This is a genomic window from Agromyces badenianii (genome assembly GCF_003070885.1).
In the GTDB taxonomy this organism is placed as follows: Bacteria; Actinomycetota; Actinomycetes; order Actinomycetales; family Microbacteriaceae; genus Agromyces; species Agromyces badenianii.
Genome location: NZ_CP028913.1, coordinates 918,973 through 931,623 on the forward strand (window position 1 = coordinate 918,973; position 12,651 = coordinate 931,623).

Genomic DNA, 12,651 nt, shown 5'->3' on the forward strand with positions numbered 1-12,651 from the left:
GGATCGTTGCGCGCCCTCCGGCGGCTCGACCACGCCAACCGTGGGGGTTGGCCAGACGTCGATCGTATCAACCGAGGCTGAGGATTCGAGCCAGGCGGCTGGGACGCCATCGGTTCCGGAGGTACCGCATCGAGCGGCATAGGCTGAGGGCATGCAGAGCACGACCGAAGGGTTCGGCGTCGCAGTCGCCCAGTTCGCGCCGAACGACGACGTCGCCCGCAATCGCAGCGAACTCACCCGCCTCGCCGAGCTCGCGGTCGCACGCGGCGCCCGACTCGTCGTCTTTCCCGAGTACTCGAGCTATTTCACGCCCGAACCAGGCGAGGACTGGTCGACCGCGGCCGAACCGCTCGACGGCGCGTTCGCCACGCATCTCTCCGCGCTCGCCGACCGCTTGGGCGTGCACCTCGTGGCCGGCATGATCGAGCGCCGCGACAGCGACCGCGACCGCGGTCACGACCGCGACCGCGGCAGCGGCCGGCGGGTCGCCAACACGGTCGTCGCGCTCGCACCCGGCGCCGGCATCGTGGCCCGGTACCGAAAGCTCCACCTCTACGACGCCTTCGGGCAGCAGGAATCTGCCTGGGTCGAACCGGGCGCGATCGAACCGCCCGAGACGTTCGAGGCCGGCGGCATCCGCTTCGGCCTGCAGACCTGCTACGACGCGAGGTTCCCCGAGGTCACGCGGCGCATCGTCGACGCCGGTGCCGATGTCGTCTGCATGCCCGCCGAGTGGGTGCGCGGTCCGCTGAAAGAGGCGCACTGGCGGGTGCTCACCACGGCCAGGGCGCTCGAGAACACCGTCTACGTCGCAGCGGCCGACCAGGCGCCGCCCATGGGTGCGGGCAACAGCATGATCGTCGACCCGATGGGTGTCGAGCTCGCCACGATCGGCGAGGCGACGGATGTCGCGGTGGCCTGGATCTCGAAGGAGCGCATCGACGCGGTGCGCCGGGTGAACCCCGCCCTCGCGCTGCGCCGGTTCGACGTCATCCCGCGCTGAGCGCGGCGAGTCGCCCGCTGGCCTCCTCGAGCACGTCGCGTCGTTTGCAGAACGCGAATCGCACGAGGCTCGAGTACGCCGCGTGGCGTTCGGGATGCACGAAGGCGCTCACCGGCACGCCGACGACGCCCGCGCGCTCCGGCAGTTCCCGGCAGAGCGTCGCGCCGTCGGAGTAGCCGAGCGGTGCGGCGTCCGCGACGATGAAATAACCCGCGTGCGGCAGCGAGATCGTGAATCCCGCCGTGACGAGGCCGGCGGCGAGCAGGTCGCGCTTGGCCGAGAGGGTCGCCGCGGCATCCATGAAGACGGCATCGGGCAGGCCGAGCCCGGTCGCGATGGCGGGCTGGAACGGTGCGCCGTTGACGTAGGTGAGGTACTGCTTGACCGCGAGCACTGCCGTCACGAGCGGTGCGGGCGCGGTGAGCCAGCCGATCTTCCAGCCTGTGGTCGCGAACGTCTTGCCGCCGGAGGAGATCGAGATCGTACGCTCCCGGGCGCCGGGCAGGGTCGCGATCGGGGTATGGGCGGCACCGAAGGTGAGATGCTCGTAGACCTCGTCGGTGACGATGATCGCGTCGTGCCGCTCGGCGAGTTCGACGATGAGCGCGAGCGTCTCGGCGTCGAGCACCGCGCCGGTCGGATTGTGCGGGGAGTTCACGAGGATGACGCGGGTGCGGTCGTTCACGGCGGCACGCAGCTCATCGGGGTCGGGCCGCCACTCGGGAAACCTCAGCGGCACCGTGCGGTGCACCCCGCCGGCACGGGCGATCATCGCGGCGTAGGCGTCGTAGTACGGCTCGAAGGTCACGACTTCGTCGCCGGTGTCGACGAAGGCGAGGATCGTCGCCGCGAGCGCTTCGGTCGCGCCGGCCGTGACGAGCACTTCGGATGCCGCGTCGAGCTCGATGCCGTACCACCGCTGCTGGTGCGCGGCGATCGCCTCGCGCAGCACTGGCATGCCCATGCCCGGCGGGTACTGGTTCACGCCGTCGGCGATCGCCTGTCGCGCGGCCTCGAGCACTTCGGCGGGGCCGTCTTCGTCGGGAAAGCCCTGCCCGAGGTTGATCGCGCCGGTGCGGGTGGCGAGCGCGCTCATCTCGGCGAAGATCGTCGCCGCGATCGTTCCGTCGGGCGAGAGGAGGCCGGCGCCGGCCGCGGTGCGCTGCCACGGCGCGAGGCCGGATGCGGGGGAGGAGTCGCTCACGTTCTCACCGTACGCGAGGGTGGGACGGGTACGCTGGCGCAGGCAGCGACGCTCCCGGGCGGTATTCGGATGAATCCCGGCTCGGGGATAGCAGAGTCATAGACTTCGCCGATCCGGCGCATAGCTTGCGGCGGGATGCTGGCATCGCTTGGAAGGAGCACACCATGACCGACACCACTGACGGCGCCGCGGGGGAGCCCCGCGAGGCCGACGTCACCGAGACGCAGGCCGCTGCCGCGAGCACGAACCCTGCGGTTCCCACTACTTCCGCTGCGACGACCGGATCGCCCGCTGCGACGACCGGATCGCCCGCTGCGACGACCGATTCGCCCGCTGCGACGACCGGATCGCCTGCTGCGACGAACGCCGAGACCCCGGCCGTCGAGCACGATGCCGCCGCCCCTGCTGCGGCACCGGAGAGCCCGGCCCCCGCCGCCGCGGCGACCGGCACGGTGTACGAGCCCGGGCAGCAGCCGCAGCCCTACTCCGCCCCGCAGTACACGAAGCAGCCGGCCGAGGCCGCGCCCGCGGCATCCGCTGCCCAGCAGCCCGCCGCAGCACCGGCGCCCGCGTCGCCGACGCAGCCCGGCCAGGTGCCGCCGGCATTCGGCGGCCCCACCGCTCCGCAGCACGAGACCCAGCCGACCGTGCCGCTCCCGGGGCTCCCGGCCGAGGGCGCAGCCGCCCCTGCCGCACCGAAGCAGCGCCGGGTCGGACTCGGCGTCGCCGCGGCCATCGTGGCGGCCGCCCTGATCGGCGGTGCATCGGGCGCCGGCATCAACGCGCTCATCACGAGCAACGACGGCACGCCGGCGAGCGAGAGCGCGAACTCCGCCCAGAACATCGTCGTGAACGACACCGACTCGGTCAACCAGATCACCGCGGTCGCAGCCAAGGCGAGCCCGAGCGTCGTCACGATCTCGGTGTCGGGCGGCCAGTCCGGCGGCACAGGCTCCGGCATCATCCTCTCCGACGACGGCTACGTGCTGACCAACACCCATGTCGTGACGCTCGACGGCGCGACCGGCGAGCCGACCATCCAGGTGAAGACGAACGACGGTCACCTCTACGAGGCCGAGCTCGTCGGCACCGACCCGCTCTCAGACCTCGCGGTCATCAAGCTCGTGGATGCCTCGGGCCTGGCCCCGCTCGAGTTCGCCGACTCCGACAAGCTCAACGTCGGTGACTCCGCGATCGCGATCGGTGCCCCGCTCGGACTGGCCGGCACGGTCACCAACGGCATCGTGAGCGCGCTGAACCGCTCGATCGACGTCGCGTCCTCGGCGGCGCCGTCGACTCCCGACGACTCCCAGAGCGACGGCGACGGCCAGGGCGAGCAGGGCGACGGCTCCGGCAGCCCGTTCGACTTCTTCTTCGACCTGCCCGACCCCGAGAGCGGCGAGCCGCAGCAGCCGAGCGCGGCCACGGGTCGCGTCGCGCTTCCGGTGATCCAGACGGATGCCGCGATCAACCCGGGCAACTCGGGTGGCGCGCTGCTCGACTCCGAGGGCCAGCTCATCGGCGTGAACGTGGCGATCCTCTCCACGGGCGGATCGGCTCAGGGCGAGACGGCCGGCAACATCGGCGTCGGCTTCGCCGTGCCCTCGAACCTGGCAAAGCGCATCGCCGACGAGATCATCGAGAACGGCGTGGCGAGCCACGGACTGCTCGGCGCGACCGTGACCTCGGCGGAGGCCGAGGGGACGAGCGACACCGTCGGGGCGCTCATCTCCGAGGTGTCGCCCGATGGCGCGGCCGCGAAGGCGGGCCTGCAGGCCGGTGATGTCGTCACCGAGTTCAACGGGGTGCCGATCACCGACCAGACCGATCTGACCGCGCAGGTGCGGGCGCTCCCCGGCGGTGCAGAGGCGAAGCTGACCCTCACGCGCGACGGTTCATCGCAGACGGTCACCGTCACCCTCGGAACGTTCGAGGGCTGATCGCACGACGGGCCATTCGGCGGGTTCGGGTCCGACAGGATCCGGACCCGCTGTCGTCGTTCCCGCTCCCGGTACCCGGCGACGTGGCTGCTAGGCTCGATCGACCCGAGCGGCAAGTGAGGACCATGCCCGAGCAACCCCCAGAAGTGACGCCACCGTCGCTCCTCGGCGTCTCCTATGTCATGCCTGTGCTGAACGATGCAACGCATGTTCGAGCCGCCGTCGAGTCGATCCTCGCGCAGGACTATGCCGGGCCCGTCGAGGTGCTCATCGCACTCGGCCCCTCGATCGACGGAACCAACGAGCTGGTCGCCGATCTCGCGGCGCGCGATGCGCGTGTGCGCGTGCTCGAGAACGAGGTGGGGTCGACGCCGGCCGGGCTCAACATCGGCATCCGGGCTGCGCGGTACCCGGTCGTGGTGCGGGTCGACTCGCACTCGATGCTGCCGACCGACTACGCCCGCATCGCGGTCGAAGAACTCGAGCGCACGGGGGCCGACAACGTCGGCGGCATCATGGATGCACGCGGTGAGACGCCGTTCGAGCGCGCCGTCGCCCTCGCCTACACCACCAAGGTCGGCCTCGGCGGTTCCGCCTTCCACGTCGGCGGCACGGCCGGGCCGGCCGAGACCGTGTATCTCGGAGTGTTCCGCCGCGAGGCGCTGCTGCGCGTCGGGCTCTTCGACGAGACCATCAAGCGCGGCCAGGACTGGGAGCTGAACCGGCGCCTGCGCCAGACGGGCGGTCTCGTGTGGTTCACGCCGAGGCTCGCCGTGACGTACCGGCCCCGTTCCACCCTCGGCCGGCTCGCCCGCCAGATGTTCTCCACCGGGCTGTGGCGGGGCGAGCTGGCGCGTCGGTTCCCGTCGGCGAACGGCATCCGCTACTTCGTGCCGCCCGTGATGGTGCTCGGTGTCACGCTCGGCCTCCTCGCGGGCATCGGCGGTCTCGTGCAGCTGGCGCTCGGCGCCGCGCCGTGGCTGCTGCTCGGCTTCGCCGTGCCGATCGTCTACCTGCTCTTCGTCGTCGCCGCGATGCTCGTGTACGGGCGCGGGCGCGGTGCGAGCACGGCGGCATGGTTTCTCGTAGTGTTGCCGTGCATACACGTCGCGTGGGGTGTGGGCTTCGTGCTCGGCTACCTCGCGCTGACGAGCAACATCGCCAGGCACACGGGAAGGTGACACGGATGTCGCAGACTGGTCCGGTCACCACGAGACCCACAAGCATCGCCGAGCTTCGCGAGGTGACCCAGCCGCCCGAGGTGCGCGGTCGTCGCAACGCCGAGCACTGGACGGCGTCGCTGTACCTTCGCAAGCTCTCGCCGTACCTCACGTGGATGCTCCTGAAGACCTCGATCTCGGCCAACGGGGTGACCGGGCTGATGATCCTCGTCGGCTGGTCGACGGCGGCCGCGATCCTGATCCCCGGCATCTGGGGGGCGCTGCTCGCGGTGGTGCTCGGCCAGTTGCAGATGCTCGTCGACTGCTGCGACGGCGAGGTCGCCCGGTGGCGTCGCACCTCGTCGCCCGCCGGCGTGTTCCTCGACAAGGTGGGGCACTACACGACCGAGGCGCTCATTCCGCTCGCGCTCGGCATCCGCGCCGCGGCGTACCCGCTCGAGTTCCCGGCCGACTTCCTCTGGACCACGATCGCGGCGCTCCTCGCCCTCGTGATCGTGCTCAACAAGGCGCTCAACGACATGGTGCACGTCGCTCGCGCGAACGCCGGGCTCGCCAAGCTCGCCGACACCCACGGCGAGACCGCTCCGCGCGGCGGGCTCGTCGCCAAGCTCCGCAAGGCGGCCAGGTTCCTGCCGTTCCACCGGCTCTACCACTCGGTCGAGCTCACGCTCATCGTGTTCGCCGCCGCGCTCGTCGGGCTCATCGCGGGCCAGCCGATGACCGACCGCATCGTGCTGGCCGTGCTGCTGCCGCTCGCGCTGCTCTCGCTCGTCGGCCACTTCGTCGCGATCATGGCCTCCCGTCGTGTCCGGTCCTGAACCGGCAGCAGACGATCGGCCGCGCGTCGGCGTCGTCGTGCTCACGATGGGCACCCGGCCCGACGATCTCGCCCGCGGCATCCGCAGCATCCTCGACCAGCAGGGCGTCGTCACCGACGTCGTCTGCGTCGGCAACGGCTGGGACCCGGCCACCGCGACCCCGCCGCTGCCCGCCGGCGTGAAGACGCTGCACCTGCCCGAGAACCTCGGCATTCCGGCCGGACGCAACCGCGGGGTGCCGATGGTCACGGGCGAGGCGCTCTTCTTCCTCGACGACGACGCCTTCCTGCCGAGCACCGCCTTCCTGGCCGATGGATGCCGCGTGCTCGCGCGCCGCCCCGAGGTCGGTCTCCTGCAGCCGCGCGTCGTCGACCCGACGGGCCGGGTCTCTCCCCGTCGCTGGATCCCGCGCATCCGCAAGGGCGACCCGGCGCACTCGAGCAATGTGTTCTCGTGCTGGGAGGGCGCCGTGCTCATGCCCCGTGCGGTGTTCGACGCGACGGGCGGCTGGGCCGACCCGTTCTTCTACGCGCACGAGGGCATCGAGCTGGCCTGGCGGGTGTGGGACACCGGGCACGTCGCCTGGTATGCCGGAGACCTCGAGGCGGCGCATCCGGTCATCGACCCGGCCCGGCACGCCTACTACTTCCGGCTGAACGCGAGGAACCGGGTCTGGCTCGCCCGGCGAAACCTGCCCGCGGTGCTCGTGCCGCTCTACGTGGGTTCCTGGACCGCCATCCAGGTGCTGCGCTGGGCCCGCAACCCCTCGGCCCTCCGGGCCTGGTTCGGCGGCTGGCGGGCGGGCTGGCGAGAGCACCCGGGGCAGCGCCGGCCCATGCGCTGGCGCACGGTGTGGCGCATGACGCTCGCCGGGCGCCCACCCGTGGTGTAGCGCCGTAACGATCGGCTCTCGGTGCGGGCTCGGCGCCCGCCATGGGGCATCCGTGCAGCCTGACCTCGCTACCCTTGGACAGTGGGATTGAGGAAAGACACGAGACGCGCCGTCAAGCTGGCCAAAGACATCATGTGGTCACGACGAGCGCAGCGCTCGCTCACGGTGAAGCTCGCCGAACGGCCGCCGTTGCCGCCCCACCGATTCCGGGTCGGCGTGTACTTCGCCGACGGCAAGGTCAACCTCTATCAGTTGCGGCAGTGGTACGCGCCGCTCGCCCAGCTCGCCGAGCAGCACCCCGTGCTCGTTCTCAGCAGGGCCTCGGGTGCCGCGCTCGCGCTGCTCGAGGAGTCGCCGCTGCCGGTCGCCTACGTGCGCCGGGTCGCCGATCTCGAGCAGGTGATCGCCGAACAAGACCTGCACGTCATCTTCTACGTGAACCAGAACGCGAAGAACTTCCAGATGATGCGGTACGGCCGCCGGTGGCACGTGTTCATCAACCACGGCGAGTCCGACAAGATGTACATGACCACCAACCAGTTCAAGGCCTACGACTACGCCCTGATCGCGGGCGACGCGGCGCGGGCGCGGCTCGAGAAGGTGCTCTGGGACTACGACTTCGACAAGCGCGCGATTCCCATCGGGCGCCCGCAGGCCGATCACTACCTCGACGACGCCGCACTGCCGTACACGCCCGACGACCGGGAGGTGGTGCTGTACGCGCCGACCTGGGAGGGCGACCGCGGAGCCGCCGCCTACGGATCCATCGCGTCCCACGGAGTCACCCTCGTCGAGGGCCTGCTCGCGACCGGACGCCACCGGGTCATCTATCGGCCGCACCCGCGATCGGGTGTCGTCGATCACGAATACGGCGCGGCGAACCGGGCGATCATCACGGCGATCGAGGCGGCGAACGCCGCCGATCCCTCGGCGCAGCACGTCTTCGACAACGGGCCGAACCTGGGCTGGCAGCTCGCCGCCGCCGACGTCGCGATCGTCGACATCTCGGCGATGGTCTACGACCGGCTCGCCGCCGGCAAGCCGCTGCTGATCACGAGTCCGGTGAACCCCGAGGCGCAGATCGACGAGTCGGGCTACCTGCAGGCGTGCGAGTGGCTCGAGGCGACGGATGCCACGGCCATGGTCGCCCGCGTCGACGACGTGGCGCACGACGCCGGGGCGCTCGCGCGACTCGGCGTGTGGGTCGAGCGCTACTTCGGCGACACGACCCCCGGCGTCACCACGGCACGCTTCCACGCCGCGATCGACCACCTCATGGCCGAGTGGGAGCGGTTCGCCGCGCTGCACGCGGCAGACGGCGACGTCGACGAGCGCGATGTGCACGCGGCCGCCATCGACGACGAGGAGATCGAGGCGTAGCAGCGGCGCCCAGGGTCAGGGCGTCGGGTCCGTGTCGGCGGGCGGCGGCGCCGAGGCATCCCTCGACTCGATCGACCGCTTGCGGGTCGCGGCACCCGTGATCGCACGACCGGCCTCGCCGATTCCCCGGCCGGTGGCCCGCGCGGCGGTGCCGAGCGCGCCGCCGACCCGGGAGATCCGGGCCGTGGCCGACTCCAGCACCGAGCCGCCCTCTCGCGGTTCGAGTTCCAGCGGCAGCACCGCGGGCGGCTGGCCGAACGCCAGTCGCGAGTGCTTCAGCACCCGCCGACCGAGCATGTGGTTGCCGGCGCCGCCGATCGCGGCGCCGATGCCGAACGGAATCGCCTTGCCGATGATGCCCGCGCCGCCCCGCACCGCGAACTGCCTGATGAACACGCTGCGAAGCCGCTCGACCACCGTGCCCATGACGGCCTTCGGCATGCTGTTGGTGATGAGCTCGCCCCAGTAGACGTTGCGGGCGACGCCAGTGCCCGACGCCTGCCCGGCGAACTGACGCACGAGATCGACGCCCTCACTGCCGAGCATGAGCGTCATCACGAGCGCGCGGGCGCGGTCGGGGCTCTCGACGGGGATGCCGTGCACCTCGGCGACGGACTGGGCGAAGAGCGCCGTGGCCTCGAGGAACCCGGCCGTCTCGACGCCCGACAGCGCGAGCGTGACACCGGTGCCGATCCCCGGGATCACGGCGGTCGCACCGACGGCCGCACCGCCGGTCGTGACGGCGGCGAGGTAGCGTCGCTCGAGGATGCGCACGATCTGCTCGGGCGAGGCGGCGGGAGATCGGCGCCGGATGCTGCGGAGGTGGGCGACGACCACCGGTCGCTGGATCGCGAGCACCCGGTCGATGCCGCGCTCCATGCCGTGCGCGCGAGGAGGGCCGGACCCGTCGCCGGAGCTCGTCGTGCCCGCGCCGGCCGAGGGTGCGCCAGCGTCCTCGGGGCGCGACTCGTTCGGCCCATCGGGCTTCATGGAGGTGATCTTGTGCACGCGCTCGGACATGGTGGGTCGATCTTACGAGACGACTTCGCGGGTTGGCTGTGCGGTGCGGAATTCCGCCGGCGTCCCGTCGAGCGTCGTGTGTCGGGTGTCGCGTGTCGCGGCTGCTATGCCGCGCCGTGCTCCGCGTTGTACCGATCGATCACGTCGTCGATCGGGCCGTCGAGCACGAGCGCGCCCTTGTCGAGGTAGAGGCCGCGCGTGCAGAAGCGGCGCAGGTCGCGTTCGTTGTGCGAGACGAAGAAGAGCGTGCGCCCGCCCTGGAGCAGCTCGTCGATGCGGCGGTAGCACTTCTCGCGGAACGCCTTGTCACCCACGGCGAGCACCTCGTCGACGAGCAGGATCGGCTCCTCGAGCTGGGAGATCACGGCGAACGCGATGCGCACCTTCATGCCGCTCGAGAGGTGCTTGTACGGCGTGTCGAGGAAGTCGCCGATGTCGGCGAACTCGATGATCTCGTCGAACTTCGCATCGATCTGCGCCTTCGTCATGCCGTGCAGGCCGGCCGTCAGGTAGACGTTGTCGCGCACCGTGAGGTCTTCGACGAAACCGCCGGTGATCTCGATGAGCGGCGCGACGCCGCCGATGACCTCGACCGTGCCCTCGTCGGCGATCATGACGCCGGCCACGAGCTTCAGGAGCGTCGACTTGCCCTGACCGTTGCGGCCGACCACACCGATCGCCTCACCCGGGCGCACTTCGATCGAGACGTCGCGAAGCGCCCAGAACTCGCCGGGCCGGGTGCGCCTGCGCCGACCGGCGAGCAGGTCCTTGAACGAGCGGCGTCCGCGGCGATTGCGACGGAAGCGGATGCCGAGGCCGCGGGTGCGGATGGCGTATGGCGCCGCGGAGACGACGGTCGTGGCATCCAAGTCAGATCTCCTTCAGCACCTGGCGTTCGGCGGAGCGGAACACCCGCAGTCCGATGGCGAGCAACGCGAGCGACATCACTGCGGCGACAGCGATGTTGAACCAGTCGAGCTCTTCGGGGAAGAACCCGGCCCGGTAGATGCCGAAGATACCCGAGAGCGGATTGAAGGCCGCCCAGAAGTGCAGCTCCGACGGAAGGTCGGTGACCCCGTAGATGATCGGGGAGGCGTAGAACAGGAACCGCAGTGCGAGCTTGACGGCTCGCTCGAGGTCGCGGAAGAAGACCACGAGGGGGGCGACGATCAGGGCGACACCCGCGGTGAGGATCGCCTGCAGCAGGATCGCGAGCGGGAAGAGGAGCAGCTCCCAGTGCACGGGCGCCCCGAAGATCACCGCGAAGAGCGCGAGCACCGGCAGCGCGAGCAGGAACTCGATGCCCTTCGACAGCACGATGCGGTTGACCCAGATCGTGCGCGGGATCATCGTCGATCGCACGAGCTTCGCGTCTTTCAGGAAGGCGCGCGTCGAGTCCGAGACCGCCCCGTTGAACCACATCCACGGCAGCAGCGCCGACAGCAGGAAGACGATGTACGGTTCGGTGCCGACCGGCCGCTGGAACACCTGGGTGAAGACGAACCAGTAGATGCCCGCCATCACGAGCGGATCGAGCACCGACCAGACGTAGCCGAGGGCCGAGGTCGAGTAGCGCACCTTCAGGTCGCGCGTCGTGAGCAGCCACAGGGAATGGCGGTAGCGGTCCCACGCCGTCCGCCGTAGCGGATGCGCATCGCCGTACGCCCTCGACTCCGTGCTGATCACGCTCTCATCGTAGATGGCCAACCGGGGTAGATTTGAAACCAGACGGGTGGCGTCGTGCCGAGCCCAGTCGGAAGGAGCCTCGTGCACCGCGCCAGTACCCGCGTCATTCTCAGTTGCGCCGCGATCGGCGTGGGCGGCGGACTCTTCGCCGCGGGAGCGGGGTACGTCGCCGGGCTCATCGCTGGCATCGCCCCGATGCTCTACGGCCTCACCATCGGTTCGCACTTCCTGCCCAGCGCCGTCGCCCTGGCGCTGCTGAAGCGCCCCGGTGTCGGCATCCTCACCGGATTCATCGCCGGTCTCGTGGGCGCGGCGTTCGCTCCGCACTGGATTCTGCGCTTCCTCGGCACGGGACTCCTCGTCGGCGCGCTGCTCGAACTCCCGTTCTTCGTGACGCGGTACAAGAACTGGTCGCCGTGGCTGTATTACCTCGCCGCCGGGGCATCCGGACTGCTGCTCGCAGCAGGCACCTTCATCGCCCTCGGCCCCGAGCATTACGCCCCCTGGTTCTGGATGCTCTACCTCGGGCTCTTCACACTGAGCCCGATCGTCTTCACCTGGCTCGGCCGGGTGATCGCCGCATCGTTGGCTCGTGCGGGAGTCGCCCGCACCCTCACGACCCCGGGCTGAGCGCCGCAGAAACGAAGAAGAGCGGATGCCTCGAGGCATCCGCTCTTCTGTTCAGCGCTGTGCTGCTGTGGTGCAGGTCACACGAAGTGGTTCGCCCGCTCGAGGTCTTCGGCGAAGTCGATCTCGACCGCGTAGAGGTCGGAGATGTCCATCGGCTCGACGAGCAGGCCGTTCTTGTCGATCGCGAGCTCGAGGCCGCGCTCGAAGTAGTCCTGGTCGCCGACACGCTGCAGGTGGGCGAGCAGGGTCGCCTTGTCGCGGCTCGCGATGTAGTTGATGCCGACGGCCTCGCCGAGCCCGCCCTTGACGGTCTTGGAGAGTTCCTTGATGTAGCCCTCGGCGCTCGTGGTGTACTTCACCTCTTCGTCGGAGACCTTCGAGGTGTTGACCGTGACGAAGGACTGGTCGCGCGCGATGAAGGGCAGTGCGCGATCGAGGATGCTCGGGTCGAAGACGACGTCGCCGTTCATCCACAGCACGCCGCCCGACTGCGACGCCGCGAGGGCCCGCATGAGGCTCTTCGAGGTGTTCGTCTGGTCGTACTCCTCGTTGTAGACGAAGGATGCCTGGGGGAAGGCCTCGATGATGTGCTCGAGCTTGTAGCCGACGACGATCGTCACGTTGGCGTTCTCACCGAACGCGTGGTGGATGTTGTCGAACTGCTGGCCCATGATGGTGCGGCCGTCGCTGAGTTCGGTGAGGGGTTTGGGGAGGGATCGCCCGAGCCGGCTCCCCATGCCGGCCGCGAGAATCACGATCTGGGTGGTCACTGCATCTCCTTCGGTGGGTCGGATGCCTCAGGCGCTCGCTCTCGCCACCGAGAGTTCGCCCGAAATTCATCCGCAAGTTCACATATGGACACGCCGTTATGCCGATCCTCAGGATATCGGGCGGTGC

The 12,651-nt window shown here is 70.0% G+C and carries 12 protein-coding genes; 7 read left to right on the plus strand and 5 right to left on the minus strand.

The window, feature by feature from the left end; genetic code table 11:
* The first annotated feature begins 151 nt into the window (after positions 1-151).
* On the plus strand, positions 152-1,003 hold the full coding sequence (locus DCE93_RS04400; protein WP_108594817.1) for a carbon-nitrogen hydrolase family protein: 852 nt from the start codon (positions 152-154) through the stop codon (positions 1,001-1,003).
* Here the strand turns inward: DCE93_RS04400 and DCE93_RS04405 are convergent.
* Positions 990-2,207 (minus strand): pyridoxal phosphate-dependent aminotransferase, encoded by a 1,218-nt coding sequence (locus tag DCE93_RS04405; RefSeq protein ID WP_244284237.1) that lies wholly within the window; start codon positions 2,205-2,207, stop codon positions 990-992. The two genes, DCE93_RS04400 and DCE93_RS04405, sit on opposite strands and share 14 nt — an antisense overlap.
* 164 nt (positions 2,208-2,371) lie before the next feature.
* On the opposite strand from DCE93_RS04405, the gene DCE93_RS04410 reads away from it, so the two are divergent.
* The 5 genes from DCE93_RS04410 (at position 2,372) to DCE93_RS04430 (ending at position 8,418) form a co-directional block, all read left to right on the plus strand.
* A complete protein-coding gene (locus tag DCE93_RS04410) occupies positions 2,372-4,147 on the plus strand; it encodes a trypsin-like peptidase domain-containing protein (protein WP_108594818.1) in 1,776 nt (591 codons plus the stop codon).
* A 125-nt stretch (positions 4,148-4,272) separates the two neighbouring features.
* Positions 4,273-5,328, plus strand: a complete 1,056-nt coding sequence (locus DCE93_RS04415; protein ID WP_244284238.1) for a glycosyltransferase family 2 protein — start codon at positions 4,273-4,275, stop codon at positions 5,326-5,328.
* Between the two features lie 5 nt (positions 5,329-5,333).
* Complete coding sequence (locus DCE93_RS04420; RefSeq protein WP_108594819.1) at positions 5,334-6,146, plus strand: CDP-alcohol phosphatidyltransferase family protein; 813 nt, start codon at positions 5,334-5,336, stop codon at positions 6,144-6,146.
* A gap of 46 nt (positions 6,147-6,192) precedes the next feature.
* On the plus strand, positions 6,193-7,038 hold the full coding sequence (locus DCE93_RS04425; protein ID WP_108596582.1) for a glycosyltransferase family 2 protein: 846 nt from the start codon (positions 6,193-6,195) through the stop codon (positions 7,036-7,038).
* 81 nt (positions 7,039-7,119) lie between these two features.
* Positions 7,120-8,418, plus strand: a complete 1,299-nt coding sequence (locus DCE93_RS04430; protein WP_108594820.1) for a CDP-glycerol glycerophosphotransferase family protein — start codon at positions 7,120-7,122, stop codon at positions 8,416-8,418.
* A 15-nt stretch (positions 8,419-8,433) separates the two neighbouring features.
* On the opposite strand, the gene DCE93_RS04435 is transcribed toward DCE93_RS04430, so the two are convergent.
* The 3 genes from DCE93_RS04435 to DCE93_RS04445 all read right to left on the minus strand — a co-directional run bounded on the left by DCE93_RS04435 (position 8,434) and on the right by DCE93_RS04445 (position 11,121).
* On the minus strand, positions 8,434-9,438 hold the full coding sequence (locus tag DCE93_RS04435) for a hypothetical protein (RefSeq protein WP_205647474.1): 1,005 nt from the start codon (positions 9,436-9,438) through the stop codon (positions 8,434-8,436).
* Positions 9,439-9,542: 104 nt separating this feature from the next.
* Positions 9,543-10,307 (minus strand): ABC transporter ATP-binding protein, encoded by a 765-nt coding sequence (locus DCE93_RS04440; RefSeq protein WP_205647475.1) that lies wholly within the window; start codon positions 10,305-10,307, stop codon positions 9,543-9,545.
* Position 10,308: 1 nt separating this feature from the next.
* Entirely contained in the window at positions 10,309-11,121 is an 813-nt protein-coding gene (locus DCE93_RS04445; RefSeq protein ID WP_108596584.1) for an ABC transporter permease, read from the minus strand.
* A gap of 84 nt (positions 11,122-11,205) precedes the next feature.
* Here DCE93_RS04445 and DCE93_RS04450 point away from each other — a divergent pair, with 84 nt between their 5' ends.
* Positions 11,206-11,754, plus strand: a complete 549-nt coding sequence (locus tag DCE93_RS04450) for an ECF transporter S component (protein WP_165906137.1) — start codon at positions 11,206-11,208, stop codon at positions 11,752-11,754.
* 77 nt (positions 11,755-11,831) lie between these two features.
* Here the strand turns inward: DCE93_RS04450 and DCE93_RS04455 are convergent, their stop codons facing one another.
* Positions 11,832-12,524 carry a phosphocholine cytidylyltransferase family protein gene (locus tag DCE93_RS04455; RefSeq protein ID WP_108594822.1) on the minus strand — a complete coding sequence of 231 codons (693 nt, stop codon included), beginning with the start codon at positions 12,522-12,524 and terminating at the stop codon, positions 11,832-11,834.
* Positions 12,525-12,651: the final 127 nt, after the last annotated feature.

Coding starts and splice junctions, on each gene's coding strand:
- DCE93_RS04400 (WP_108594817.1), top strand. CDS start 152: ATGCAGAGCACGACCGAAGGGTTCGGCGTCGCAGTCGCCCAGTTCGCG.
- DCE93_RS04410 (WP_108594818.1), top strand. CDS start 2,372: ATGACCGACACCACTGACGGCGCCGCGGGGGAGCCCCGCGAGGCCGAC.
- DCE93_RS04415 (WP_244284238.1), top strand. CDS start 4,273: ATGCCCGAGCAACCCCCAGAAGTGACGCCACCGTCGCTCCTCGGCGTC.
- DCE93_RS04420 (WP_108594819.1), top strand. CDS start 5,334: ATGTCGCAGACTGGTCCGGTCACCACGAGACCCACAAGCATCGCCGAG.
- DCE93_RS04425 (WP_108596582.1), top strand. CDS start 6,193: ATGGGCACCCGGCCCGACGATCTCGCCCGCGGCATCCGCAGCATCCTC.
- DCE93_RS04435 (WP_205647474.1), bottom strand. CDS start 9,438: ATGTCCGAGCGCGTGCACAAGATCACCTCCATGAAGCCCGATGGGCCG.